The following is a 24,415-nucleotide window of genomic DNA, read 5'->3' as shown; positions in this document are numbered from 1 at the left end:
CACACCTTCTCACAGCCGACACTCAGGTTCTCCTTTTCGCCGCCACAGCCCGTACGGGCATAGTTGTAACCAGGAAACGCAGAGGAATCCACCGTCAGGGATGGGAAGAACAGTCATGAGCGAGAACCAGTTTGAGCAGCCGGGCACCGGGCGAGATCCGGAACGGCAGCCGGAATCCGGTGCCGTGCCGCCGCGGCCCGCGACCCCGCCGAGCACCCCCGCCAGCGGATCCGGCGACGGGGCCGCGGGCACCGAGGGCACGCAGCCGGTCTCCCGGATCGAGGGGGCCGCGGATCCGACGCAGGCACTGCCGCGCCACTCGGGGAACCCGGACCAGGACGCACCGGCACCGGGCGCATCGGCCCAGGGCGCCCCCGCGCAGGGTTCGGCAACCGGGGCACAGCCGCAGCATCCCTACGGGGCCCCGGCCCCGGCGCAGCAGCCGGCGCATGCCTGGAACTCCACGCCGCAGGGCGGTTCGCCCTACGGCACCCCGACCGCAGAAGAACACGCCTCCGCCTTCGGTGCACCGCTGCCCCCGGCCCGGAACAACTCGCCGAAGAAGTTCACCTCCGGTGCCCTGATCGTGGGCATGGTCGCCGCCGCCATCATCGGCGCGGGCGGCGCAGTGGGCGCCAACTACGTGATGAACTCCAATCCCACGGCAGCCGCTTCGTCGAGCACCACCCCGCAGGGCGATGTGGTCATCAACAACCCGAAGAACGTCACAGCGGTCACCGCGGCGGCCGCCAAGGCCAGCCCCAGCGTCGTGACCATCGACGTCGCCGGCAACTCCGAGGCGGGCTCGGGCTCGGGCATCATCCTGGACAAGGCCGGGCACATCCTGACCAACACCCACGTGGTGACCCTGGGCGGGACCACCAGCAGCCCGAAGATCGCGGTGCGCACCTCCGACGGGAAGGTCCACGACGCCACCGTGGTGGGCACCGACCCGCTCTCGGATCTGGCGGTGATCAAGATCGAGGCGCAAGACCTGGTCCCGGCCGAGCTGGGCACCTCCGGGAGCCTGAACGTGGGCGACACCGCAATCGCGATCGGCGCCCCGCTGGGCCTGAGCGGAACCGTCACCGACGGCATCATTTCCACGCTGAACCGCACCATCTCCGTCGCCTCCTCCGCGGTGCCCAAGCAGTCCGAGGGCAGCGACTCGAACGACAACGGCAACCAGTTCAACTTCCAGTTCCCCGGCGCCCCGGAGCAGCAGCAACAGCAATCCAGCTCGGAGGGCTCGATCTTCATCAACGTGATCCAGACCGACGCGGCCATCAACCACGGCAACTCCGGCGGCGCGCTGGTGGACGTGAACGGGAACATCATCGGGGTGAACGTCGCGATTGCCTCCTCCGGCTCCAGCGCCGGCTCCTCGGGCGACAGCGGATCGATCGGCGTCGGATTCGCCATCCCGATCGACTACGCCAAGCGCATCGCCAACGACATCATCGACAACGGCTCGGCCACCCACGGGCTGCTCGGGGTCACCGTGCAGGCCAAGGCCGCCAGCGCCAACGGCGGGAACTCCTCCTCATTCAGCGTCGGTGCCGAGGTCAAGGAGGTCGTCGCCGACAGCCCGGCGGCCAAGGCGGACCTGAAGGCGGGCGACGTGATCACCGGCGTGGATGCGCGCAGCATCTCCGACAGCACCTCGCTGACCGCCGCGATCCGCGAGATCCCGGCCGGCGGCACCACGGTGGTCCACTACACCCGCGGCGGCGCGGCGGAGTCGACCACCGTGACGGTGGGCGAAACCCCGGCCCAGTAGCGGCGAACCCCGGGCGACACACGGCGCAACATGGCCGGTGCCGCCGGCGGTCACACCGCGCAACACGGAGCAATGCGGTGAAACATTGACGGACGCGGCGTGCCGGCGGCCGGGACCCTTCCCGGCGCCCGGTGCGCCGCGTTTGCCGTGTGCGCACGCGTTTGCCGCGCCGGTGCACCCGCCCCGCGCCGCCGTCCGCCCGGGGCCGGGCCAGCGGGCGCCTCCGGGCACCGATACGATGGACCCTGGGAGATCGGCCGGTCCCGCCCGCCATCGGCGGCGCCCGGTGCGCACCGGACGCCCTCTCCCACGCAGATCTGTCCAAGTTTCCAGAAAGGCAGCAATGAGCCAGAACACCGGCACGCCCCTGAACATTCTCGTGTTGGTCAAACACGTGCCAGATGTCCAATTCGAGCGGCACCTGACCACACCGGGGCAACGCCTGGACCGCTCCGATTCGGTCCTGTCGGAACTCGACGAGTACGCCATCGAGGCGGCCCTGGCACTGTCCGAGTCCCGCGGCGGTGACAAGGCCGGGAACACCGTCACGGCCATGACCATGGGGCCCGACGCAGCGGCGAACGCCGTGAAGAAGTCCCTGCAGATGGGGGCGGCCGCGGGCGTGCACATTTCCGATCCCGCGCTGGCAGGTTCCGACGCCGGGGCAACCTCCCTGGTGCTGGCCACCGCCATCAAGCAGCTGGGCGGCTTCGACGTGGTGCTCACCGGCATGGCCTCCACCGACGCGGAGACCTCGCTGGTCCCCGCACAGCTGGCCGAACGCCTGGGCGTGGCGCAGCTGACCAACCTGTCGAAGCTGGAGATCGCGCCCGGAACCACCACGGTCACGGGGCTGCGCTCCGGCGAGGACGGGACCCAGTCCGTGGAAGCCGCGCTGCCGGTGCTGGTCTCGGTCACCGACCAGGCCAACGAGCCGCGCTACCCGAACTTCCGCGGGATCCTGGCGGCCAAGAAGAAGAAGGTCACCACGCTCACGCTCGCCGAACTGGGCCTGGCCGAAGGGGCCGTGGGCGCCGCAGGGTCCGCGACCCGCGTGCTCGAGGCCGCGCCGCGCCCGCCGCGCGCCGCGGGGCAGGTCATCACCGATTCCGGCGAGGCCGGCATCGCGCTGGTGGACTTCCTGGCCGACGCGAAACTGATCTAGCACCACTTTCAAGGGGAACAACATGTCGAACATCCTGGTATACATCCACGCCCCCGACGGCACGCCGACCAAGGGGCAGCGCGAGCTGCTGGCCCTGGCCGCCCGCCTGGGCGAGGCCAGCGCGGTGCTGGGCGGCCCGGCCGACGCCGCCGCACTGTCCGGGCTCGCCTCCGCGGGCGCCACCGGCTTCTACGCCGCGGCCGGCGGCCTGGACGCCACCGGGCTCATCGCCCCGGCGGTCTCGCTGCTGGAGGCGGCCGTGCGCGCATCGGGCGCCACCGCGGTGCTGCTGCCCAACACCGTCGAGGGACGTGAAATCGCCGCACGCGCCGCGGTGCGCCTGGACGCCGGGGTCATCACCGACGCCATCGACGTCGACGCGGAGTTGACCGTGACCAAGCCGGTGCTTGCCGGCAGCTACACCGTCAAGGCGCAGGTGACCCGCGGCCCGGCGCTGATCACGCTCAAGGCCAACAGCGTCGAGCTGCCCGAGGCGGCCGCCGCCGCCGGCGCGGCAGCCCCGGTGCACGAGCTCGAACTCGGGGAGACCGGCCCGGCGGCCCGCATCACCGCCACCGCCGAGCACGCCGCCACCGGCCGCCCGGAGCTCTCCGAGGCTCGCTTCGTGGTCGCCGGCGGACGCGGCGTGGACGGGGACTTCGGCCCCGTCGAGGACCTTGCCGACGCGCTGGGCGCGGCGGTGGGTGCCTCGCGCGCCGCCACCGACGCCGGGTGGATCGACCACTCCGCGCAGGTCGGGCAGACCGGCACGACGGTTTCCCCGCAGCTGTACATCTCCGCCGGGATCTCCGGGGCGATCCAGCAGAAGGCCGGCATGCAGACCGCCAAGACCATCATCGCGGTCAACAAGGACCCCGACGCACCGGTGTTCGAGATCGCGGACCTGGGCATCGTGGGCGACCTGGCGCAGGTGCTGCCGCAGGCCGCCGCCGAGATCCGCCGGCGCAAGGGCTAGGCACGTGGGCATCTTCGATCCGGCCGTGCAGCAGGTGCGCCGGGTGCTGTGCTTCGGCGCGCACCCCGACGACCTGGACTTCGGGGCCTCGGGCACCGTGGCGGCCTGGACCGCCGCGGGCGTGCAGGTCGAGTACTGCATCATGACCGACGGCGATGCCGGGGGCTTCGACGCGCGCACCGCCGAGGCGATCACCGCCACCCGGCATGCCGAGCAGCGCGCCGCGGCGGCCCTGGTGGGCGTTGACACCGTGCACTTCCTGGGGGAGGCCGACGGGTTCCTGGAGCCCAACCACCGCGTCATGAAGCAGGTGGTCGCGCTGATCCGCGCGCTGCGCCCCGACGTCGTGCTGGCCATGCACCCGGAACGCAACTGGGAGCGGATCCAGCGCTCGCACCCCGACCACCTGGCCTGCGGGGAGGCGGTGACCCGTGCCATCTACCCGGCGGTGGAGAACCCGTTCTCCTACCCGGAGCTCCTGGAGCAGGGGCTGCAGGCGTACAAGCTGCCGTGGCTCTGGCTCTACGGGGCCCCGGCCGAACGCGAAAACCACCGGGTGGAGATCACGCAGGTGTTCGAGCTCAAGCTTGCGGCACTGCGCCAGCACCTGAGCCAGCACCCCGACGTGCCGGCCATGGAACGCTACGTGCGCGCCCAGTGCCAGGCGCAGGGCGCCGCGGCGGGGTTCGCGCCCGGTGCGCTGGCCGAGGCGTTCCACGTGGTCGCGGTCAACGCCGCGGACACCATCGCCGGCTTCTAGCCCGGGCGTTTCCGGCCCCGGCGCATCCAGCCGCGGGCCGGAAGCGCCTTAAACACGAGTGGGCCGCCTCCCTGTCGCAGGGGAGGCGGCCCACTCGTCGTGGGCGGCGCGGGTGCCGCGCCGGGACCGCAAAGGGTGCGTTACTTGGCTTCGGGCAGGTCCAGCACGGCCAACGGCTCGGTGCTCGGGGCGGTGCTGCTTCCGTCGCCCGGTTCCACCGAGACCATGACGGAGGCGAGCTTGTCGACGCCGTTGAAGCCCTCCTTGACGGGCTTGTCCGACGGGGTGATGGTGGCCAGCAGCGTGGGCCGGTCGGTGGAGGCCTCGATGAGCCACACCACGTAGTCCTCGGTGGGGTCGATGGCCGGCAAGCCGGTCAACTCGACCATCCCGGCGTCGGCCTTCGCGGAGGTCTTGAGCACCGCATGCCCGCCGCCCTCGAGATCGGCCTGGGCGACGACCTGGTCGGAGGCGCGCTCGACCTTGGAAACGTAGTTGGTCGGAATCAGGTTCACCAGCCCGGCGACCAGGCCGATGACGACCACCGCCAGGGCCGCGACCACGAACATCCACCTCTTCAGCGGGCGCCGTGCGGGGGACTCGGCGTCCGTGGACACCGCATCGACAAGATCCATGCCGAGGTCGTCGTCGTTCTCGTCGCCGCGGTGCGCAGGGTATGCAGGATCGGTGCCGGTCATGATGTTGCCATCCTTTTCAAAGAGCGGGGGTGGCCGGTTATTGCCACGTGTAAGCATAGGGCAGAAGGCTAGGGATTTAGTGTGTGCCGCCGGGGGCGAAGCCGTGCTGGCGCCAGGCCTCGTAGAGCGCGATCGATGCGGAATTTGCGAGGTTCAGCGAGCGGCGGGCCTGAAGCATCGGCAACCTGACGGTGGCGGTGATGTGCGCATCGTTCTTCAACTCCGCCGGCAGCCCGACGGACTCGGGGCCGAAGAGCAGCACGTCGCCCGGCTGGTAGGACACCTCCGTGTAGAGCGTGCCGCCCTCGGAGGTGAAGGCGAAGACGCGGGCCGGGGCCAGGGCCGCCCAGGCGGATTCGATGTCCGGGTGCACGGTGACCACGGCCAGGTCGTGGTAGTCCAGGCCGGCGCGGCGCAGCTTGGAGTCCTCGAAGTCGAAGCCCAGCGGCTCGACGAGGTGCAGTTCGGCGCCGGTCACCGCGGCCAGGCGGATGGCGTTGCCGGTATTGCCGGGAATTTCGGGAGTGTAAAAAAGGATTCGGAACACGCACCCCAGTTTACGGTGCGCCGGGCCCGCGCATGGTGCCGGGCGCACCCGCGGCGGTTCACCGGCGGTTCCGGGGACCGCCCGGGGGAGCCGCCGGAGCGCACGTGGTTAGTACATTCCGCCGATGAGCCGGGCCAAAATGGTGCGATCCACCACATGCGGGGTCGGCCCGGTGCCCAGGAACATCTTCATTTCCCGCACCAGGTTCACCGCGTTGACCACGTTGAGCACGTTCATCGGCCCGGGTTCGGCGCCGCGCGCGTAGTCGATGACCGGTTCGTGCAGGTTCCCGTCGGGGGACAGGATCACCGTCCACCCGGTCACGTTCAGCTCGGGGAAGAGGCCCTGCATCTGGTGCACCACCGGTCCCAGGCGCGGCGGGTCGATGTGCTTGCCGTCGCGCAACAGGGTCGAGCCGTCCCAGCGGTATACGCCCCGGGGCAGCAGCATCGAATGCACCAGGGCCAGGCGGTAGCCGCCGAGCAGGGCGTGGTCGATGTACCCGCCGCCGGGGGCGTGCAGCCCGTTGACGAGCCGGGCCGAGGGCAGTGCGGTGAGCACCTGGCGTGAGAGCAGCTGCACCGAGCGGTTCTCGCGGGCCAGGCGGGCCTGGGCGCCGAAGATGCCGCGCTTGCGCGGTGCACCGTGGACCTGGCGGATGGAGGTGGCCCGGTCGATGGCCCCGGGCTCCTCGAGCCCCGGCAGGTAGATGGTCGCGTCGGTGGCCGAGGGGCGGGAACCCGAGGCGCCAAAGCGCATGGACCCGCCGCCGCCTGTGGGGTGCGCCGGTTCGGTGCCGTGGGCTCCGGGTGCCGGGGCGCCCCCGCGCAGGTAGCTGGACTCGGTGCCGTAGCTGCGGTCGTAGCGGGTGCGGGCGGCCGGGTCGATGAGGGTTTCGTAGGCGAGCGTGGCGCGGGCAAAGTCCTGGGCGTCGCCGCCGTGGTCGGGGTGCGTGAGCCGGGCCGCCTTGCGGTAGGCGGACTTGATGTCCCGGGGGCTGGCGGTGGGGGCAATGCCCAAGACTTCATAATGGGTTTGCCGCTGGGCCACGTGGCCGCCTTTCGGTTCGGGGAGCGTCGAGGAGGGGACGTGCGGGTCCCTTGCCCCTGGAGTGCGCCGGGTCCAAAGCCCGGTATCGCTGCAGCGATCCTACCGGTTCCGGGTGCCGGTTTGCTGGGTGGATGCACCCGCCCCGTCCCCGGGGCCGTGGCCCGGGGTGCGGCCCTTAGCGTCGGCGGTATTCGGCCAGCAGGGTGCCGTCCTGCTCCAGCAGCAGGTGCAGCCCCAGGTGCCGGGGTTCATCGCCCTGCCGGCCCCGGGCGATCCGGGGCCCTTCGCCGCCGGCCAGCACGGGGGAGTAGGTCACGCACAGGCTGTCGAGCGCGTCCGCGCGCTGGAAATCGGCCAGCAGCGTGGGCCCGCCCTCGGAGTGGAGCACGCGCAGGCCGCGGGCGTGCAAGGTCTCGATGATCCAGCGCGGGTCGATGACGGGTCCCGGAGCCTGGGCCGAGACGACCTCGGCCACCGCGCCCAGGGCCGCGGCGCGCCCCCGATCGGCCGAGCCGGAGGCCAGCACCAGGATCTTCCCGGGGTTCCGGGTGAACAGCTCGCTGTGCGCATCCAGGTCCAGGCGGCCGGAGACCACCACGAGCAGCGGTCGCTCGGGCATCCCGTGCGCCAGGCGCCAGGCGCGCGAATCGGCATCGAGCAGCTCGCCCTCGTAGCCCTCGGCGCGGACAGTCCCGGCCCCGACGACGATGGCATCGGCCAACCGGCGCAGCAGCATGAACACGCGCTTGTCCGCAGCGGTGCCCAGCGCCCCGGAGAGCCCCCCGATGCTCGCTGCCCCGTCGGTCGAGCTGACGAAGTTGAAGCGGACAAAGGGTGCGGTGCCGCCGCCGGGCGCGTACCAGTCGAGCAGCTGCCCGTCGTCCGGGTCCGCTGCGGGGTCGGGAAGCAGCCTGCGCATCAGGCGTCCTTCCGGGCCGCTGTGCGCGCGGCGTTGCCGGCGGCTCCCAGGGCCCCGGGGTGGGCCGGGGCGTTGACATCTCCCATGTTGTGCGCCAGGTATGCCGGTTCGCGCCATCCCATTGCCGCCTCCAGCATCCGGATGGTGGAAACCGATTCGGGGACATTGTGCATGCGGATGATCCGCGCCCCGTTCATGATGCACATCGTGGCCGCGGCCAGCGACCCGGCGGTGCGTTCGGCCTTCGGGGCATCGAGGGTCTCGCCGATGAAGTCCTTGTTGGAGACCGCCGCGAGGCTCGGGTAGCCCAGTGCGGCGATGGCCTCGAACCCGGCGGTGATTTCCAGGGTGTGGCGGGTGTTCTTGTTCAGGTCGTGCCCGGGGTCCACGATGATCTTGTCCTCCCCGATCCCCAGGGACCTGGCGAAGCCGACCTTCTCGCGCAGGTACGCGGCGACCTCTCCCACTACGTCCTTGTAGCGCGGGCGCGGGTAGACGGTCCGCGGGGCGGCCAGCGAGTGGGTGATGACCAGGTGCGCCCCGGCCTCTGCGACCACCCGCCCGAGCTCCGGGTTGCTCAGCCCGGTGGTGTCGTTGATGACATCGGCGCCGGCGGCCAAGGCAGCGGCGGCAACCTCGGGGTTGAACGTGTCTGCGGAAATGATCACGTCGCTGTGGGCGCGAACCGCCTCGATGACCGGGACGATCCGCTGGGCCTCTTCCTGCCAGGACAGGGCGGGCCCGGGGGAGAAGGGCACCCCGCCGATGTCGATCCAGTCGGCGCCCGCGTCCACCGCATCCAGGGCGGCGTCCACCGCGGAGGCCAGGACAAAGGTCGCCCCGGAATCGTAGAAGCTGTCGGGGGTGCGGTTGATGATGGCCATCAGCGCGATCCGCGAGCTGAAATCGATGCTGCGGTGCGCAAAGCGGTGGACCGGGTGGCGGAGGGCTGGAAGGTACATGCTCATGCGGGCTCCTTGCGGGGATCTGTTATACCATTCTTACCAGTTTTAGAAGGACTTGCGTGGATTGGACCGGCCCCGGGTGCCACCCGGCCGGGTGTTCGGCGGGCGGCGCGCCCCGCACATGGGTACCCTGAATGAATGACTTTGAACTTCACGGCCCCGGATGCCGGTGCATGGATCGTGGCGGCGCTGCAGGAACAAGGAGGGGATGCGGATGCCGCAAACCTGGTCGCCGGGCAGGTCCCGCGCGGCTTTCAGGCCTACGTGAGGATCTTCCACCCGGCGATGGGCCCGGACGGGCAGCCGGTGCGCTGGGACCAGATCGCGGCACGGCGCGGCACCACCATGCACGCCCTGGCGCAATTCGCCGCACTCTCCGGCATTGGCGAGGACGGGGTGCCGCTGGCCGAGGACTCCTGGGAAGGCGAGGCCCCGGGCTGGGACGGACTGGGCGCCGCCGAGCTGCGCGCCATGGCCCCGCTGCTGGTTGCACACACCACCACGCCGGAGCAGATCCACCTGGCCCTGTGGAACGGGCTCGCGTTCATCCACGGCGGGGACCAGGTCGAGGTCGTCATCGCGGACGACCCGGCACTCGATGCGCGGCAAAACGCCCAGCGCGCCGCCGAGCTCGCCGCGAAGGCCAAGGCCCCGGCATTCTCCGATGCGGTGCGCAACGCCCCGACGCTGCAGATCGGCTCCGGCTACCGCTCCTTCTACCTCTTCACCGGGGACGGGCAGGACCTGGCCAGCCCGCTGTGGGCACGGACCTCGCTGGGGGAGCAGCGCCAGTCGCCCAACCTCGCCTGGCCCCAGGACCGCAAGTGGCTGATGAGCACCGAACTCTATGAGGACTCCACCATCGTCGGGGGCACCCGGGCGCTCATCGACGCACTGCTGGGCTGCGCGGCACTGGAAGCCTGGGAGGTCCAGGCCGACTCCCGGCTCGATGCCGCCGGGGACACCCGCAACGAACTGCCCGAGGCCGACACCGTTCCCTTCGACCCGGGGGAACTGGCCGGGGAATACTTCGGCGGGGAACAAAACTAGGGGGACACGGCGCCCCGCCGGCTGTTGCCGCGGGGTCCGTGCAGTCCCCGGGCCGGGGCCCGGCCAGGCTGTGAGCAATCACTCCGCCCCGGAATCCCGCAACAGGGCTAGAATTGTTCGGTGTCCTCGAGCCCCATTTACCTAGACCACGCAGCAACGACACCCATGTCGGACGCGGCGCTGGCCGCCATGACCCGCGAACTGGCCCAGACCGGCAACCCGTCCTCGCTGCACGGCGCCGGCCGCCGCGCCCACCGCGTCTTGGAGGAATCCCGCGAACGCCTCGCCGCCGCGGCCGGGGCCCACGCCTCGGAAGTCATCTTCACCTCCGGCGGCACCGAATCGGACAACCTCGCGCTCAAGGGCCTGTACTGGGCCCGCAACGGCGCCGATGCACGCCGCACCCGCATCCTGGTCCCGGTCATCGAGCACCACGCGGTGCTCGACACCGCCGAATGGCTCGAGGCCCACGAAGGGGCAACCATCACCTGGCTGCCGGTCACCTCCGACGGGGTCATCGACCTGGAGGTGCTCGCCGCCGAAATCTCCCGCGACCCCGCATCCATCGCGCTGCTCACCTGCATGTGGGCCAACAACGAGGTCGGCAGCGTCCAGCCGATCGACAAGGTTGTCGCGCTCGCCGGGCAGGCCGGCATCCCGGTGCACTCCGACGCGGTCCAGGCCTTCACCGCGTTGCCCATCTCCTTCGCCGATTCCGGGCTGGCCACCATGGCCGTGTCCGGGCACAAGATCGGCGGACCCGTCGGCATCGGCGCCCTGCTCGTGCGCCGGGATACGGTGCTCACCCCCATCCAGCACGGCGGCGGGCACGAACGGGCGCTGCGCTCCGGCACCCTGAACGCGGCCGCGGCCGCGGGGTTCGCCGCGGCGGCCACCGAGGCCGCGGCCAACCTGCCGGCCGAAACCGAACGCCTGGCCGCCCTGCGCGACGCACTGGTCGCCGGGGTGCACGAGCACATCCCCGAAGCGGTCTTCAACGGCACCGCGGACCCGGCCCACGCCGGGACCCGGCTGCCGGGCAACGCGCACTTCACCTTCCCGGGCTGCGAGGGCGACTCGCTGCTCTTCGTGCTGGACATGCTCGGGGTGCACTCCTCCACGGGATCGGCCTGCACCGCCGGGGTGCCGCGCCCGTCCCACGTGTTGCTGGCCATGGGCCGCGACGAGGAAACCGCCCGCGGGGCCCAGCGCTTCACCCTCGGGCATACATCGAGCGCCGCCGACGTTGGGAAACTTGTGGCGGCATTGCCCGAGGCCTACGCGCGCGCCAAGAAGGCCGGCATGGCCGCACAAGTCAGCAGCATCCAAACAGCAGGGACAGGGTTCACACGATGAAGGTTTTGGCAGCAATGAGCGGCGGGGTCGACTCGGCCGTTGCGGCGGCACGCGCGGTCGAGGCGGGCCACGAGGTCGTCGGCGTGCACCTGGCCCTTTCCCGCATGCCCGGCACCCTGCGCACCGGCTCCCGCGGCTGCTGCACCGTCGAGGACTCCAACGACGCCTGGCGCGCCTGCGACGTGCTGGGCATCCCGTACTACGTGTGGGACTTCTCCGAGCGCTTCAAGGAGGACGTGGTCGACGACTTCATCGCCGAGTACGAGGCCGGGCGCACCCCCAACCCCTGCATGCGCTGCAACGAGCGCATCAAGTTTGCCGCGCTGCTGGAAAAGGCCATCGCGCTGGGCTTCGATGCGGTCTGCACCGGGCACTATGCCAAGGTCATCCGCGATGTCGAGGGCAACCCGGAGCTGCACCGCGCCGCCGACTGGGCCAAGGACCAGTCCTACGTGCTGGGCGTGCTCACCCGTGAGCAGCTGGAGCACTGCATCTTCCCGCTGGCCGACACCCCGTCCAAGGCCGAGGTGCGCGCCGAGGCCGAGGCCCGCGGGCTCTCGGTGGCCAACAAGCCCGACAGCCACGACATCTGCTTCATCCCCGACGGGGACACCCGCGGCTGGCTGGCCGAGCGCATCGACATGGAACCCGGCGCGATCGTCGACCAGGAGGGCAAGGCACTCGGCGAGCACGAGGGCGCCCACGCCTTCACCGTCGGACAGCGCAAGGGCCTGAAGCTGGGCACCCCGGCCGCCGACGGCAAGCCCCGCTTCGTGCTGGAGATCCGCCCGAAGGAAAACAAGGTCATCGTCGGCCCCGAGGCGCTGCTGGCGGTCGACGAGCTGCGCGGCATCCGGATCTCCTGGGCCGGGCTGCCGATCGCCGATGCGTCCGCCGGCATCGAGTTCGACTGCATGGTCCAGGTGCGCGCGCACGGGGACCCGGTCGATGCCCGCGCCCGCGTCGAGGCGCAGGAGGACGGCTCCAATGTCCTGGTCGCCACGCTCATCGAGCCGATGCGCGGGGTCGCCCCGGGCCAGACGATGGTGATCTACCAGGGCACCCGCGTGCTGGGCCAGGCCACCATCGACTCGGCCCGCTCCACCGCCTGGGACCCGACGCTCGTTTCCTGATCCGACACGCCTCCGAAGGCCCTGCCCGTAGCGACCGGGCGGGGCCTTCGCCGTGGCGGCGCGCGGTCAGCCGTGCCCGCGCGATGCCCCGACAGCCCCGCCCGCGCCGGGGCTGTTCCGTGGCCGGGCACGATCGACTATCGTGTGGCCATGACCAGTCGACTAGGCGCCATTGCCCTCGATGCGACAAATCCACGGGTGGTGGCGGACTTCTGGTGCGCCGTGCTGGGCTGGCACGTGATCGAGGAAGATGACGAGGGCATCGGCATCGGGCCGCGGGACGGTGCCTGGCCGTCCATCGATGTGTTCGCGGTGCCCGAGCCCAAGAGCACCAAGAACAGGCTGCACTTCGACCTGCGTGCCGACGGGGTCTCCACCGCGCAGGAGCTGGAGCGCCTGCTCGCCCTGGGCGCGCGTCGCACCGACGTCGGGCAGGGGCCGGACGTCAGCTGGGTGGTCCTGGCCGACCCCGAGGGCAACGAGTTCTGCCTGCTCTCGCGAACCGTCGAGGAACTGAAGAACCCGGGATGACCTCGACCGGTCAGTTGGTTCGCGGGTGCTAGCCGGACGGGACCGGAATCGGCCGCGGACGGCGGCGCACCAGGAAGAGCACCAGGAGAAGCAGCAGTGCCGCGGCGCTGGCCAGGTAGAGGAGAGCGCCCCACGGGGCATGGTCGCCGCCGGAAATGCCGAAGGTGTCGGCCAGGCCCATGCCCGAGGGGAACGAAGCGACCATTATCGAGGGGGCGCCGAGCACGATGAGCAGCAGCGACAGCGTCACGGCGCCGGCGGCCGAGATCTTCCGCCGCAGCGCCGCGACCAACACCCCTGCGCCAAGCAGGATTCCGGTGAGGGACCACGCCACCACCAGGGGCGTCCCCGCATGTTCGCGGGCCCCGGCCATCTGGGCGCGGATCTCGGCCAACGTGGCACCCGGAACCGCTGCCAAGGGGTTCCAGACCAGGATCTGCAACGCACCGACAACCGCGTAGCAGGCCACCAGCCCGAACCCCGCCAGGGCGGCCCGCACCGCGCGGGAACGAGCAAGCGCAAGTTCAGTCGTCATGCCGCCAGCCTAGCCGTTCTCCCCGCGGGGCCGCGGCTGGCGCGTCCCGTCCCCGCCTGGCCATCGCCCGCCGGTGGCTGCTATCGGCCGCCAGGACGGTGGGCGGGGTTCGGCCCGTCGGCCAGGGAGCGGATGTAGGAGGCGTTGCCGAGGATGGCGGGCTTGTACCGCTCCAGGTCCGGGGACTGGATGCCGGCGGCGACCACGTCGAGCAATGCGGCGACGGCCTCGTCGCGCCGACCGCACGCATGGAGGGAGATCGCCTCGAAGACGACCAGCGACGGCGAATCCGGGAACCGAGCGCGGGCGCGCTCGAAGAGCTCTGCCGACCGGGCGAATTCGCCGAGGTTCCGCAAGGTGGATCCGTACTGCAGGTAGCATCGGCGCAACAGGTCGCCCGACAGCCCCGCGTCAAGGGCCCGCTCGTAGAACGACGCCGCGGTGTTTTCCTCTCCCGCCGTGTCGTAGGCGCCGCCCACCTCGTACAAGACCCGCGGGTTGGCCGGGTGCCGCTCCAGGATCGGCAACAGCGCATCGATGGTGGGCTGCATGTTGTTCCGGTCGCGGGCCTCGAAGATCCCCTCGAGCTGATCATCCAGTGTCATCGCTCCAGTATCCAACAACCGCCGACCAACTTGGCCGATCCCCGCTGCCCGTGCGGACGCGACACCGGGCGGCCCTCGCGTGGCCCGGTCCAGCGGGCGGCGGAGGCGCCTGCAGGATTTGTCGGCATGTCGCCGGGGAGGGAACACGGAAGGTTGTGGGCCGGCAATGCCGCCTCGAACCTCGGCGACGGCATCAGCCACGTTGCGATTCCGCTGTTGGCGACGGCGCTGACGACGAACCCGTTGCTGGTCGCGGCGCTGTCCATGGTGTATTCGACGGCCAAGTTCCTGGTGGTCCTGCCCGTTGGCGCCATCGTCGACCGGATGGACCGAAAAACCATCCCCTGGATCTCCAACCTGGGCGGAAGCGTCCTGCTGGCGGCGCTGGCCGCTCTGGTGGCCACCGGAACGGAATCGGTGCCGCCCTGTACATGGTTTTTGCCCTGATCGGGCTCCTGGAAACGACTGCGGACCACCCGGCCCTGTCCATCCTCCCGTCGCTGGTGGGCAGCAGGGACCTGGATCGGGCCAACAGCCGGATTTCCGCCACCCAGCTGGTCGCCGACGAGTTCATTGGCCCGCCGTTTGGCGGGTTGATGTTCGCCGCGGCCATGGCCTTGCCCCTCGTCGGTCTCGCCACCGGCGCGGGCCTGGGCGGCCTGCTCGCGACCGTGTTCGATCTGGCAATGCCGTTCCTGGCGGGATCCTTGGTGTTCATCGGCTGCGCGGTCATCGCGTGACCGGACCTTCAGGCATGGGAGGCCACAGCCACGGTCCATTCGTGAGCCGGGACCGATGCCCGCGAGGCACCCGCGTTCGTTGGCGGCGTACCCGTCGGCACCGGAGCGAAGGGGGCACCCCCCATGCGGTGCCCGGAGTCGGCGGACCGGGTTTCCGGCGGTGTGGCCGGGAAGCCGGAGCTCCATCGAAGCCGATCAAGAAAATCCGTCGAAACCGGCCTTCCCACGAAGCGATGCGGGCAGGCCGCCCGGATACCGGCCATGGTTGGGCGCCGACGGGTGCCGCCGGGCGTGAGGCGAACGACGAGCAGATGGCGACCTGGGAGGCGCCGCACGGAGACCATCAAACCTGCGGGCAGCCGGTCATCGACGTCCAGGCATCCGGCGCATTGCTGTTGGGGCACACCACATACGACATCTTTCGCGGCCACTGCCCGGCGGCATTCGGGCCGCTCACACGCAAAAATCCCGCCTGCCGGCCGCGGAATGCGGTCGACAGGCGGGATCGTGGGTCGTGCGGACCGGTGCGCTACGCCTTGGCTTCGTCGACGATGCCGTACATGCGCGTGGAAATGTCGGGGTACTCGAGGCGGGTCTTGCCTTCCTCAAGCCGCGGCAGCTGCGCCGGGCCGTGCTCCACACAATGCACGAAGTCGAATTCCGGCCACCACTTCTTGGGCCGCTCGGCCTCGGTGAAACCGCACACGGCGCAGGTCAGTTGGACCCATACGGGGCGCTTGCCGGTCCGGTTGGCGCGAGACTGGATCAGCCAGGCCGGGGGATTGGCGTTCAGTTCGGCAAATTCGGCTTCGCTCATCCGCGCCGGGATGCCGTGGCGCTTGGCCATTTCCATGGGGATATCCAACGCAATCGCTGCGTCTCTACGTGTCATCATCGTGCTTAACCCTAGGCCACTTGTGCCTGCGGCGCCGACGCGGGGCGGGCGCCGCCTGGCCGAGCAGTGGCAATCACGCAGGCCAAGGATCACATTTGCATTCCAATGAGTGCCGAATCACTCGATAGTGGCATTCGGTGACGGCGATCACCTAGGCTGTATGGCGTGTGGGTTCACTCACACCTCATGTGCTCGCAGACAGATTAAGGATTGCTCATGGCCCGCAAGAAGAACGGGATGCGGCTCGCCGCTGCCGTTATCGGCATCTCCGCCCTGGTCCTGACCGGTTGCACCGGTCCGGCCGCCACCCCCGGGGGCAGTGAAGGGGGCGACGAGGGCACCACAAGTGCCCCGATCACCCTGGGTACCACCGACAAGGTCACGTCCCTTGACCCGGCAGGCTCGTATGACAATGGCTCGTTCATGGTCATGAACCAGATCTACCCCTTCCTGCTGAATTCCAAGCCCGGATCCGCCGAGCCGGAGAACGACATGGCGGTATCGGCCGAGTTCACCACGCCCACGGACTACACCGTCAAGCTCAAGCCGGGTCTCAAGTGGGCCAATGGCTCCGACCTCGACTCCAAGGACGTCAAGGCCAGCTTCGACCGCCAGGTGAAGATCGCAGACCCGAACGGCCCCTCCTCGCTGCTGGGCAACCTGGCCAGCGTCGAGGCCCCGGATGCCACCACCGTGGTCTTCAAGCTCAAGAGCGGCAACGACCAGACCTTCCCGCAGGTGCTCACCAGCCCCGTCGGCCCGATCGTTGACGACGAGCTGTTCCCCGCCGACAAGGTGCTTGACGATGACGCGATCATCAAGGGCAAGGCCTTCGCCGGCCAGTACACCATCGAGTCCTATGCCAAGAACTCACTGGTCTCCTTCAAGGCCTTTGACGGATACCAGGGCCTGCTGGGCAAGCCGGCCAACTCCGCAGCCAACATCAAGTACTACGCAGACTCCAACAACCTGAAGCTGGACGTGCAGCAGGGCAACATCGATGTCGCCTGGCGCTCGCTTTCGTCCACCGACGTCGAGGACCTGTCCAAGGACTCGAAGGTAACCGTGCACAAGGGTGCCGGCGGCGAGCTGCGCTACATCGTCTTCAACTTCGACATCATGCCCTTCGGTGCCAAGACTTCCGACGCGGATGCGAAAAAGTCGCAGGCCGTTCGCCAGGCCGCGGCCAACCTGCTGGACCGCCAGGCCATCGCCACCCAGGTCTACAAGGACACCTACATTCCGGCGTACTCCTACGTGCCGCAGGGCTTCACCGGAGCCATCGAACCCCTGAAGGACATGTACGGCCAGGATGGCGGCCCGTCGCTGGACAAGGCCAAGGCAGTGCTCGAGGCGGCCGGTGTCTCCACCCCGATCAACCTGAAGCTGCAGTACAACCCCGACCACTACGGTCCGAGCTCCGGCGACGAGTACGCGATGGTGAAGAACCAGCTGGAAGAGGGCGGCCTGTTCAAGGTCGACCTGCAATCCACCGAATGGGTCACCTACCAGAAGTCCCGCGTCACCGATTACCCCGCGTACCAGCTGGGCTGGTTCCCGGACTACTCGGATGCCGACAACTTCCTCTCGCCCTTCTTCGCCAAGGACAACTTCCTGGGCAACGGATATGACAATGCGGAGGTCGGCAAGCTGATCAACGAACAGCGCGTGGAAACCGACCGCGCCAAGCGCACCGCGTTGATCGAGGAAATCCAGACCAAGGTCGCCGGCGACCTCTCCACGCTGCCGCTGCTGCAGGGTGCCCAGGTGGCCGTGGCCGGTGCGGACGTCAAGGGCGTGGAATCCACGCTGGATGCCTCGTTCAAGTTCCGCCTGGGCGTCGTGTCGAAGTAGGCATCACCCCCGCGGGACACCGCACCACCCAGCGCGTCCCGGCCTGCGGGAGCACCCTTCGCCATCCGGCGGATCGTGCTCCCGCAGGCCTGCGGCCGCCACGGAAAAACTGATTTCTCCAGCTAGGACTCCACCATCCCATGGTCATCACCACCGAACTAGCCGATGAACCCTCGGCACCACTGTCGCCGATCACGGCGCCCACCAAGGCAGGGGGCAGCTTTGCACGCTACCTCGTCACCCGCTTCCTGCTGATCTTCCCCACCATCTTCATCCTGGTCACGCTCGTCTTCTTCCTGATGCGCGTCACCGGAGACCCGATCACCGCGGCCCTCGGCGGCCGCCTCACCCCGGACCAGCTGGCCGAGCGCATCGCCGCGGCCGGCTACGACCGCCCGGTCATGGTGCAGTACCTCGAATACCTCGGGCAGGTCTTCACCGGCAACTTCGGACGCACCCTTTCCGACAACCGGGCAGTGTCCGAGGTGCTGACCACCTACGGTTCGGCCACCGCGGAACTGGCCTTCAATTCGCTGGTCATCGCACTGCTCATCGGCATTCCCTTCGGCCTGGTCTCGGCCAAGCTGCGCGACCGCTGGCCCGACGCGATCCTGCGCGTCTTCGCGATCCTCTGCTATGCGACCCCGGTGTTCTTCGCGGGCCTGCTGCTCAAGCTCATCTTCGGGGTCTGGCTCGGCTGGCTGCCGATTGCCGGGCGCGCCGGCATCAACGCCGAGCTCGCCCTGACGTCCCTGCAGAACCCCAGCGGCATCTTCCTTCTTGACGCGCTGCGCTCGGGGAACATGGCTGCGGCCTCCGACGTCATCCAGCACGCAATCCTGCCCGCCGTTGCCCTGGGCCTGCTCACTGCCGGGGTGTTCATGCGGCTGGTGCGCACCAACGTCATCGGCACCCTGGGACGCGACTACGTGGAAGCCGGCCGCTCCCGCGGCGTCTCCGAATACCGGCTGCTCACCAAGCATGCCTACCGCCCTGCTTTGATCCCCATCATCACGGTGATGGGCCTGCAGATCGCGCTGCTGCTCGGAGGCGCGGTGCTCACCGAGACCACCTTCGAATGGAAGGGCCTGGGCTTCATGTTGGCCGAGTACCTCACGGCCCGTGACTTCGTGGCCGTGCAGGGCATCGTGGTGCTGCTGGCGGTCATCGTCGCGGTCACCAACTTCATCGTGGACATCATTGCCGCGCTCATCGACCCGCGAGTGAGGTTCTAGCCATGGGTGCAACAACCGTGACGGCCCTCGGGGCCAAGAAGCCGCTGTGGACACGGCTGCCGATCATTTCCCATTACCGGATGAGCGCCGGGCTGCAGCGCGGCATGCTCGTGGCGGGACTGGTGCTCTCCGTGGTGTTCGTGCTGGCCGCGGCACTCGCGCCGGTGCTTGCGCCATACGGGTTCGCCCAGATCTCCGACGCCGACGGTGAATTCCCCACCCAGGCCGCCCCGGGCGGAAAATTCATCTGGGGCACCACCGTGGGTGGCTTCGACGTCTTCTCGCGCACCCTGTGGGGAGCGCAGACCGCCCTGCTGGTCATCATCATCGCGGTGATCGCCTCGATCTTCCTGGGCGTCTTCCTGGGCCTGGTCGCCGGCTACCTCGGCGGCTGGCTGGACCGCATCCTGGTGGTGCTGGCCGACGCCATCTACGCCTTCCCGTCGCTGCTGCTGGCCATCGTCATGTCGATCGTGATCACCGGAGGGCAGTCCGACCTCTGGGGCGGCATCCTGGCCGCGGCGATCTCGATCACCGTGGTCTTCATCCCGCAGTACTTCCGGGTGATCCGCGCCGAAACGGTGCGGCTGAAGGCCGAGCCCTTTGTCGAATCGGCGAAGGTGGTCGGCGCCTCGACCTGGCGGATCATGTTCAAGCACGTGTTCAGGAACGCCACCCGCACGCTGCCGCTGATCTTCACGCTCAACGCCTCCGAGGCGCTGCTGACGCTGGCGGGCCTGGGCTTCCTGGGCTTCGGCATCGAGCCGACCAAGGCCGCCGAATGGGGCTACGACCTCAACCGCGCGCTGAGCGATGCAACCAGCGGCATCTGGTGGACCGGCGTCTTCCCGGGCGCGGCCATCGTGCTCACGGTGCTCGGGCTGACATTGGTCGGCGAATCCATGAACGACCTGGCGGACCCGCGCTTGCGGTTGCGCCGCAAGGCAAAGCGTCGCGGCGGAAAGGCCACAGCATGAACGCGCACCGCAAGGACGTGATCGGCCGGGCCGATGGCACGGTCCTGGAAATCAAGGACCTCGAGGTCACCTTCACCACCGACGCCGGCGAGGTCCCCGCGGTGCGGAACGTCAGCTTTGAGGTCGCCGCCGGCGAGGTCGTGGCTGTGGTCGGCGAGTCCGGCTCCGGCAAGTCCGTCACCGCACGCACCATCCTGGGGCTGCTGGCCGAAACCGCCGTGGCCCGCGGCGCGGTGGTGCTCAAGGGCAACAACATGCTCACCCTGGGGGCACACGAGCTGCGTGCGGTGCGCGGGGACGACGTGGCGATGGTCTTCCAGGAGCCCTCCACCGCGCTGAACCCCGTGTACACCGTGGGCTGGCAGATCGCCGAGGGCATCCGCGCCCACGGCAAGGTCTCCAGGAAGGAGGCCAAGGCCCGCGCCATCGAGGTGCTGCGCAAGGTCGGGATCCCGGAGCCGGAAAAGCGGGTGAACTACTACCCGCACCAGTTCTCCGGCGGGCAGAAGCAGCGCGTCATCATCGCCGCCGCGCTCGCGCTGAACCCGGCGCTGATCGTCGCCGACGAACCGACCACGGCGCTGGATGTCACGGTGCAGGCCGAGATCCTGGAGCTGCTGCGCGAGGTGCGCGACGACTTCAACACCGGGATCGTGCTGATCACCCACAACATGGGCGTGGTCGCGGACCTGGCGGACCGCGTCGTGGTGATGTACCAGGGCAAGATCGTGGAGAGTGCGCCGAGCTCCGAGCTCTTCGCCGCCCCGCGCGAGGACTACACCAAGGCGCTGCTGGCCGCGGTGCCGCACCTGGGCCGCAACTCCGCCTCCGCGGGCATGGTCTCGCGGTCCGGGCAGGAGAAGGAGGTGCTGGTGCAGGCCACCAACCTGAACATCACCTATCCCGGGCGCCTGGGGTCCCCGTCGTTCACCGCGGTGGACGACGTGTCGCTGCAGATCTGCGCCGGGGAAGTATACGGGCTGGTGGGGGAGTCCGGGTCCGGGAAGACCACCATCGGCCGGGCCATCGCCGGGCTGAACAAGGTCAGCGGCGGATCGCTGAAGGTGCTGGGACACGAGATGCTCGGGTTCAAGGAGCGCAGCTTCAAGAAGGTCCGCCAGGACATCGGGTTCGTGTTCCAGGACCCCGCGGCCAGCTTCAACCCGCAGCTGTCCATCGGCGAGTGCGTGGCCGAGCCGCTGATCGTGCACCGCTCGCTTGATGCCCGTGCCGCGCGCAAGCGCGTCAACGAGCTGCTCGAGGCGGTGCAGCTGCCGGCGGCCTTTGCCGCGCGTTTCCCGCACGAGCTCTCCGGCGGCCAGCGACAGCGCGCCTCGCTGGCCCGCGCCCTGGCGCTGGACCCGAAGTTGCTGATTGCCGACGAGCCGACCAGCGCGCTGGATGTCTCGGTGCAGGCCAAGGTGCTGGAGCTGTTCAAGGAGCTGCAGGCCGAGCTGGGCTTCGCGGCCCTGTTCATCTCCCACGACCTGGCCGTCGTGGACATGCTCTCCACCTGGGTGGGGGTGCTCTACCGCGGCAAGCTCGTCGAGGAGGGCATCGGCAACCAGGTCATGGGCGACCCGCAGCATCCATACACCCGGCGGCTGATCGCCTCGCTGCCGGTGCCGGACCCGGTGGAACAGGCCATTCGCCGCGAGGCGTTCCTCAAGGCCGTCTAGGCCAAGCGGTTTCGCCCCGCGGGTACCCGCTCCGGCGGGTGCGCGGCACGGGGGCGGTCCACCACGGTGGGCCGCCCCCTTTGCCGTCCCCGCCCACGTCCCACGCCGTGCAATCGTGGCCGTCCGCGGCGCGCGTGTCACGGTTGGGCGCATTCAAGCGCGCAACCCTAGACTTGGGTTCATGAGCCAACAGAACAACGCACAGGTGCCAGACAACGCCGAAACCGGCGCCTACGACCCCGCCGCCAGTTCCCTGGCCGACACCGTCAAAAAAGAGGTCATGGAGGAGTTGTTGTCCATCCGCAGCAGCATCGACAACTTCGACGCGACGCTGGTCTACCTGCTGGCCGAACGCTTCAAGGCGACCCAGCGGGTCGGCCACCTCAAGGCCGTGCATGCGCTGCCGCCGAGCGACCCGGGCCGGGAGAAGGCGCAGATAGAGCGCCTGCGCAGCCTCGCCCGGGAGGCGCACCTGGACCCGGAATTCGCCGAGAAGTTCATGAACTTCATCATTTCCGAGGTCATCAGGCACCACCAGACGATCTCGGCGACGCACGCGGAGAACGGCAACTAGCGTGCAACCCGACATCCGCCCCGGCACCCATCCCGAGCAGGAACCCGAATCCGGCGCGCGGGCAGCGGCACGCCAGGTCCAGTCCAGCGCACACGGGCCGATGCCCGGCACCGACCCGATGGAATCGGTGCTGGTGATCCGCGGCGAAATCGGCGCGCCCAACCTGCCGCACCTGCACCAGCTTCCGGACCGCGGCGTCGGCTCCGATGCGATCGGCCGCGGCGCGCAGCTGCTCGAGGAAATGCTCGTGGACCTGCAGCCCTACGGCTGGCGGCTGGCCGCTGCCCCGGGCATCGATGCCCGGCGGGCCGCCTCGGCGCTGCGCACCGACCTGAACGTGCTGGCCGATGCCATCGGGGCCGAGGAATCCGGCGGCACCGAGCTGAAGATCCAGTTCCCGGGTCCCGCCACGCTGGCCGCAAACCTGCACCTGCACCACGGCGAACGCGCCGTCTCCGACCACGGGGCGCGCCGCGACCTGGCCCAGTCACTGGCGCTGGGGGCCGCCCGGCACCTCGAAGCGGTCTCCCGGATGACCGGCGGGCAGAAGATCACCGTGTACATCGACGAACCCGACGCCGGGGCGGTGCTCAACGGGACGCTGCCGACCTCCAGCGGCTACCGCACGTTGCGCTCGGTGCCCGCCGCCGAGTTGCGCGGCTGGTGGAGCGAGCTGGTCGAGGCCCTGCAGGGCGCCGGCGCCGCGGAGGTCGTCATCGGCGCAGAGGCCGAACCCGGAACCTGGACGAGCCTTGCGGCCACCGCGCTGGAGGCGGGTGCCGATGCGCTGGGCGCCAACGCCGCTTCGCTGACCGTGCCCGGGTGGGAACTGATTGCCGGGGCGGTGGAATCGGGCACCCGCCTGTGGCTCGGGACCGTTGATGCCGGCGCGAAGCTTCCCGGCGTCGTGGAGGCCGTCAGCGCCATCCGCCGCCCGTGGCGCCAGCTCGGGTTGCCCGATGCGGCGCTCGGCGCCCTGGTGCTGATGCCTTCGGCCGGCCTGGCCGAGCTTTCCCCGCCGCAGGCGACCGCAGTGCTCGGGCGCCTGGCGTCCTACGCCGAGGCGCTGAACCAGGTGCGCGTCGACGGCTAGGGCCAAGGGCCCCGGCCTACCGGGGCGGCGGGGCGGGGCGTTCCCCGTGCCCGGGAATCGGGTGCGTGGGACCGGTGCGGGATTCCGCCTCCAGCACCAGGTCCAGGCGCTCGTGCCTGATCCGCGCGTCGACATGCAGCAGCGTGACCATGACCTGGCCCAGCACCATGGACAACGCGCCCACGACCGCCTGGGCGGCAACTCCGACCCCGACGCCGAGGGCCGTGTTGGAGCCGGAGACGAACTGCCCCGTGGCCACGTCCAGGATCTGGACCACGAGCCCCGAGAGCAGCCCCAGGACGATGCCGACCACCAGCAGGATCCCCAGGATCCGCCACCAGGACCCGCGCACCAGCCTCCACGAGGAGGCGATCGCCGAGCCGATGCCCATGGACCTGGCCACCAGCTCGACCGGCCCGAAGCAGAGCTTGATGGCCAGCCACACATACAGCGGCAACAACGCCAGGAGCCAGAGGGCCAGCAGGATTCCCGCGACGGCCGCCCCCAGCGGGCGTGCCAGGGCCGCTGCGCCGGCCACCGAGAGCGCCAGCACCAGCAGCACCGCGGCGCCGGCCAGCAGGTTCCAGGCCACCAGCCGGAGCATGGCCCGCGAGCTCAATGCCAGCGATGCTCCCCACCCGGTGCGCAGCCCAAGGGTGGCGCGCATCGCGGCGACGGTGCTCGGCCCGATGACCAGCACCCCGGCCAGCAGCTGCAACGCCAGGTAGCTGCCGAACCCCGCGGCCAGTGACGGCCAGGACCGCTCGAGCCCCTGCACCATCTCGGCGGGGGAGAGGACCGGGTCAAAAGACACCTCGAAGCCGGTGAACCAGGGAAGCAGCAGCCACAGGGCGAGCAGTGCCGGCAGCAGCTGGACCAGCACCGCGTTGAGCAACGTGGGGATCGGCGCGAGCCGGATGACGGCAAATGTCGCATCGAGCAGGTCCCCGAACCCCAGCGGCCGCAACTCGAGGACCCCGGGCTTCGCCGGTGGCCAAGAACGGTGAGCGGGGTCCGCGCCGGTGCCGGATGCCGCTGCCGGCTGCCCGTCCCACCCGGACGGGGGCGGGCCCCAGGTCGGGTGCGGATCGGGCTGCCCCGGTTCGGGGACCTGGGAATCAGCTGGCATCGGAAAACGACCTCAATCCTTGGCGGGGCTCCGGGGTGGCGAACGGTGCAGGCCGTTGCGCTCCTCCCTCATGCGGCCAGTCTAGCCGCGCCGGAATGCGAGACAAACGATGTGGTGGATTGCCGTTTCCGCGGCGATTTGCCCGGTGTGCTCATGTACTCTTGAGGTA

At 69.8% G+C, this 24,415-nt stretch carries 25 protein-coding genes; 16 read left to right on the top strand and 9 right to left on the bottom strand.

All coding sequences use genetic code 11. The annotated features are described in order from the left end of the window. Positions 1-115: 115 nt before the first annotated feature. The 4 genes from J2T21_RS15870 (at position 116) to J2T21_RS15855 (ending at position 4,681) form a co-directional block, all read left to right on the top strand. The gene (locus J2T21_RS15870) at positions 116-1,780 is read left to right on the top strand and encodes a S1C family serine protease (protein ID WP_307582608.1); all 1,665 of its coding nucleotides are present in this window, start codon (positions 116-118) and stop codon (positions 1,778-1,780) included. Between the two features lie 343 nt (positions 1,781-2,123). Beyond that, positions 2,124-2,945 (top strand): electron transfer flavoprotein subunit beta/FixA family protein, encoded by an 822-nt coding sequence (locus J2T21_RS15865; RefSeq protein WP_307582606.1) that lies wholly within the window; start codon positions 2,124-2,126, stop codon positions 2,943-2,945. 22 nt (positions 2,946-2,967) lie between these two features. Then, positions 2,968-3,921 carry an electron transfer flavoprotein subunit alpha/FixB family protein gene (locus J2T21_RS15860; protein ID WP_307582604.1) on the top strand — a complete coding sequence of 318 codons (954 nt, stop codon included), beginning with the start codon at positions 2,968-2,970 and terminating at the stop codon, positions 3,919-3,921. Positions 3,922-3,925: 4 nt separating this feature from the next. Next, positions 3,926-4,681, top strand: a complete 756-nt coding sequence (locus J2T21_RS15855; RefSeq protein ID WP_307582602.1) for a PIG-L deacetylase family protein — start codon at positions 3,926-3,928, stop codon at positions 4,679-4,681. A gap of 140 nt (positions 4,682-4,821) precedes the next feature. Here the strand turns inward: J2T21_RS15855 and J2T21_RS15850 are convergent, their stop codons facing one another. The 5 genes from J2T21_RS15850 to folP all read right to left on the bottom strand — a co-directional run bounded on the left by J2T21_RS15850 (position 4,822) and on the right by folP (position 8,863). After that, positions 4,822-5,379, bottom strand: coding sequence for an anti-sigma factor (locus J2T21_RS15850; protein ID WP_307582601.1), 558 nt, complete (start codon positions 5,377-5,379; stop codon positions 4,822-4,824). Between the two features lie 76 nt (positions 5,380-5,455). Next, complete coding sequence (locus tag J2T21_RS15845) at positions 5,456-5,926, bottom strand: tRNA (cytidine(34)-2'-O)-methyltransferase (RefSeq protein ID WP_307582599.1); 471 nt, start codon at positions 5,924-5,926, stop codon at positions 5,456-5,458. Positions 5,927-6,034: 108 nt separating this feature from the next. Next, positions 6,035-6,976, bottom strand: a complete 942-nt coding sequence (locus J2T21_RS15840; protein ID WP_307582597.1) for a J domain-containing protein — start codon at positions 6,974-6,976, stop codon at positions 6,035-6,037. 175 nt (positions 6,977-7,151) lie between these two features. Beyond that, on the bottom strand, positions 7,152-7,895 hold the full coding sequence (locus J2T21_RS15835) for a dihydrofolate reductase family protein (protein ID WP_307582595.1): 744 nt from the start codon (positions 7,893-7,895) through the stop codon (positions 7,152-7,154). Further along, positions 7,895-8,863, bottom strand: a complete 969-nt coding sequence (gene folP, locus J2T21_RS15830) for a dihydropteroate synthase (protein WP_307582593.1) — start codon at positions 8,861-8,863, stop codon at positions 7,895-7,897. Before folP ends, J2T21_RS15835 begins: the two co-directional genes overlap by 1 nt. A 135-nt stretch (positions 8,864-8,998) precedes the next feature. On the opposite strand from folP, the gene J2T21_RS15825 reads away from it, so the two are divergent. The 4 genes from J2T21_RS15825 to J2T21_RS15810 all read left to right on the top strand — a co-directional run bounded on the left by J2T21_RS15825 (position 8,999) and on the right by J2T21_RS15810 (position 12,930). Continuing rightward, positions 8,999-9,910, top strand: a complete 912-nt coding sequence (locus J2T21_RS15825; protein WP_307582591.1) for a hypothetical protein — start codon at positions 8,999-9,001, stop codon at positions 9,908-9,910. 120 nt (positions 9,911-10,030) lie between these two features. Continuing rightward, positions 10,031-11,266, top strand: a complete 1,236-nt coding sequence (locus J2T21_RS15820; protein WP_373458049.1) for a cysteine desulfurase family protein — start codon at positions 10,031-10,033, stop codon at positions 11,264-11,266. Further along, positions 11,263-12,399 carry a tRNA 2-thiouridine(34) synthase MnmA gene (gene mnmA / locus J2T21_RS15815; RefSeq protein WP_307582590.1) on the top strand — a complete coding sequence of 379 codons (1,137 nt, stop codon included), beginning with the start codon at positions 11,263-11,265 and terminating at the stop codon, positions 12,397-12,399. Before J2T21_RS15820 ends, mnmA begins: the two co-directional genes overlap by 4 nt. A 150-nt stretch (positions 12,400-12,549) precedes the next feature. Continuing rightward, on the top strand, positions 12,550-12,930 hold the full coding sequence (locus tag J2T21_RS15810) for a VOC family protein (protein WP_307582588.1): 381 nt from the start codon (positions 12,550-12,552) through the stop codon (positions 12,928-12,930). A 28-nt stretch (positions 12,931-12,958) separates the two neighbouring features. Here the strand turns inward: J2T21_RS15810 and J2T21_RS15805 are convergent, their stop codons facing one another. Together J2T21_RS15805 and J2T21_RS15800 are read right to left on the bottom strand one after the other, a co-directional pair. Continuing rightward, positions 12,959-13,465 (bottom strand): hypothetical protein, encoded by a 507-nt coding sequence (locus tag J2T21_RS15805; RefSeq protein WP_307582586.1) that lies wholly within the window; start codon positions 13,463-13,465, stop codon positions 12,959-12,961. Between the two features lie 80 nt (positions 13,466-13,545). Further along, positions 13,546-14,070, bottom strand: coding sequence for a tetratricopeptide repeat protein (locus tag J2T21_RS15800; protein ID WP_307582585.1), 525 nt, complete (start codon positions 14,068-14,070; stop codon positions 13,546-13,548). A gap of 126 nt (positions 14,071-14,196) precedes the next feature. On the opposite strand from J2T21_RS15800, the gene J2T21_RS15795 reads away from it, so the two are divergent. Then, the gene (locus tag J2T21_RS15795) at positions 14,197-14,517 is read left to right on the top strand and encodes an MFS transporter (RefSeq protein ID WP_307582584.1); all 321 of its coding nucleotides are present in this window, start codon (positions 14,197-14,199) and stop codon (positions 14,515-14,517) included. Next, on the top strand, positions 14,502-14,810 hold the full coding sequence (locus J2T21_RS15790) for a hypothetical protein (RefSeq protein WP_307582581.1): 309 nt from the start codon (positions 14,502-14,504) through the stop codon (positions 14,808-14,810). The genes J2T21_RS15795 and J2T21_RS15790 overlap by 16 nt, the downstream gene beginning before the upstream one ends. 529 nt (positions 14,811-15,339) lie before the next feature. On the opposite strand, the gene J2T21_RS15785 is transcribed toward J2T21_RS15790, so the two are convergent. After that, a complete protein-coding gene (locus J2T21_RS15785; RefSeq protein WP_071213536.1) occupies positions 15,340-15,705 on the bottom strand; it encodes a hypothetical protein in 366 nt (121 codons plus the stop codon). A 216-nt stretch (positions 15,706-15,921) separates the two neighbouring features. Here J2T21_RS15785 and J2T21_RS15780 point away from each other — a divergent pair, with 216 nt between their 5' ends. From J2T21_RS15780 to J2T21_RS15755, 6 genes are all read left to right on the top strand, one after another. After that, positions 15,922-17,559 (top strand): ABC transporter substrate-binding protein, encoded by a 1,638-nt coding sequence (locus tag J2T21_RS15780; RefSeq protein WP_307582578.1) that lies wholly within the window; start codon positions 15,922-15,924, stop codon positions 17,557-17,559. Between the two features lie 140 nt (positions 17,560-17,699). Next, positions 17,700-18,794: an ABC transporter permease gene (locus tag J2T21_RS15775; protein WP_307582576.1), complete on the top strand. Its 1,095-nt coding sequence runs from the start codon at positions 17,700-17,702 to the stop codon at positions 18,792-18,794. Positions 18,795-18,796: 2 nt separating this feature from the next. Further along, on the top strand, positions 18,797-19,771 hold the full coding sequence (locus J2T21_RS15770; protein ID WP_307582575.1) for an ABC transporter permease: 975 nt from the start codon (positions 18,797-18,799) through the stop codon (positions 19,769-19,771). After that, complete coding sequence (locus J2T21_RS15765) at positions 19,768-21,450, top strand: dipeptide ABC transporter ATP-binding protein (protein ID WP_307582573.1); 1,683 nt, start codon at positions 19,768-19,770, stop codon at positions 21,448-21,450. Before J2T21_RS15770 ends, J2T21_RS15765 begins: the two co-directional genes overlap by 4 nt. A 181-nt stretch (positions 21,451-21,631) precedes the next feature. Next, complete coding sequence (locus tag J2T21_RS15760) at positions 21,632-22,024, top strand: chorismate mutase (RefSeq protein ID WP_307582571.1); 393 nt, start codon at positions 21,632-21,634, stop codon at positions 22,022-22,024. 1 nt (position 22,025) lies between these two features. Beyond that, complete coding sequence (locus tag J2T21_RS15755; RefSeq protein ID WP_307582570.1) at positions 22,026-23,117, top strand: hypothetical protein; 1,092 nt, start codon at positions 22,026-22,028, stop codon at positions 23,115-23,117. A gap of 16 nt (positions 23,118-23,133) precedes the next feature. Here J2T21_RS15755 and J2T21_RS15750 read toward each other — a convergent pair whose 3' ends face one another. Continuing rightward, positions 23,134-24,246, bottom strand: coding sequence for a hypothetical protein (locus tag J2T21_RS15750; protein WP_307582568.1), 1,113 nt, complete (start codon positions 24,244-24,246; stop codon positions 23,134-23,136). Positions 24,247-24,415 lie beyond the last annotated feature (169 nt).

The sequence above is a fragment of the Paeniglutamicibacter psychrophenolicus genome, from assembly GCF_030812255.1.
Taxonomy (GTDB): Bacteria; Actinomycetota; Actinomycetes; order Actinomycetales; family Micrococcaceae; genus Paeniglutamicibacter; species Paeniglutamicibacter psychrophenolicus_A.
The sequence above is the reverse complement of the archived record's forward strand: the minus strand, read 5'-3'. Positions and strand labels throughout refer to the sequence as shown.

Bases quoted from the DNA above. Each gene is read 5' to 3' on its own strand.
- J2T21_RS15870 (WP_307582608.1), top strand. From the start codon at position 116: ATGAGCGAGAACCAGTTTGAGCAGCCGGGCACCGGGCGAGATCCGGAA.
- J2T21_RS15865 (WP_307582606.1), top strand. From the start codon at position 2,124: ATGAGCCAGAACACCGGCACGCCCCTGAACATTCTCGTGTTGGTCAAA.
- J2T21_RS15860 (WP_307582604.1), top strand. From the start codon at position 2,968: ATGTCGAACATCCTGGTATACATCCACGCCCCCGACGGCACGCCGACC.
- J2T21_RS15850 (WP_307582601.1), bottom strand. From the start codon at position 5,379: ATGACCGGCACCGATCCTGCATACCCTGCGCACCGCGGCGACGAGAAC.
- J2T21_RS15835 (WP_307582595.1), bottom strand. From the start codon at position 7,895: ATGCGCAGGCTGCTTCCCGACCCCGCAGCGGACCCGGACGACGGGCAG.
- folP (WP_307582593.1), bottom strand. From the start codon at position 8,863: ATGAGCATGTACCTTCCAGCCCTCCGCCACCCGGTCCACCGCTTTGCG.
- J2T21_RS15825 (WP_307582591.1), top strand. From the start codon at position 8,999: ATGACTTTGAACTTCACGGCCCCGGATGCCGGTGCATGGATCGTGGCG.
- mnmA (WP_307582590.1), top strand. From the start codon at position 11,263: ATGAAGGTTTTGGCAGCAATGAGCGGCGGGGTCGACTCGGCCGTTGCG.
- J2T21_RS15810 (WP_307582588.1), top strand. From the start codon at position 12,550: ATGACCAGTCGACTAGGCGCCATTGCCCTCGATGCGACAAATCCACGG.
- J2T21_RS15805 (WP_307582586.1), bottom strand. From the start codon at position 13,465: ATGACGACTGAACTTGCGCTTGCTCGTTCCCGCGCGGTGCGGGCCGCC.
- J2T21_RS15800 (WP_307582585.1), bottom strand. From the start codon at position 14,070: ATGACACTGGATGATCAGCTCGAGGGGATCTTCGAGGCCCGCGACCGG.
- J2T21_RS15795 (WP_307582584.1), top strand. From the start codon at position 14,197: ATGTCGCCGGGGAGGGAACACGGAAGGTTGTGGGCCGGCAATGCCGCC.
- J2T21_RS15790 (WP_307582581.1), top strand. From the start codon at position 14,502: ATGGTTTTTGCCCTGATCGGGCTCCTGGAAACGACTGCGGACCACCCG.
- J2T21_RS15785 (WP_071213536.1), bottom strand. From the start codon at position 15,705: ATGATGACACGTAGAGACGCAGCGATTGCGTTGGATATCCCCATGGAA.
- J2T21_RS15780 (WP_307582578.1), top strand. From the start codon at position 15,922: ATGGCCCGCAAGAAGAACGGGATGCGGCTCGCCGCTGCCGTTATCGGC.
- J2T21_RS15775 (WP_307582576.1), top strand. From the start codon at position 17,700: ATGGTCATCACCACCGAACTAGCCGATGAACCCTCGGCACCACTGTCG.
- J2T21_RS15770 (WP_307582575.1), top strand. From the start codon at position 18,797: ATGGGTGCAACAACCGTGACGGCCCTCGGGGCCAAGAAGCCGCTGTGG.
- J2T21_RS15765 (WP_307582573.1), top strand. From the start codon at position 19,768: ATGAACGCGCACCGCAAGGACGTGATCGGCCGGGCCGATGGCACGGTC.
- J2T21_RS15760 (WP_307582571.1), top strand. From the start codon at position 21,632: ATGAGCCAACAGAACAACGCACAGGTGCCAGACAACGCCGAAACCGGC.
- J2T21_RS15750 (WP_307582568.1), bottom strand. From the start codon at position 24,246: ATGCCAGCTGATTCCCAGGTCCCCGAACCGGGGCAGCCCGATCCGCAC.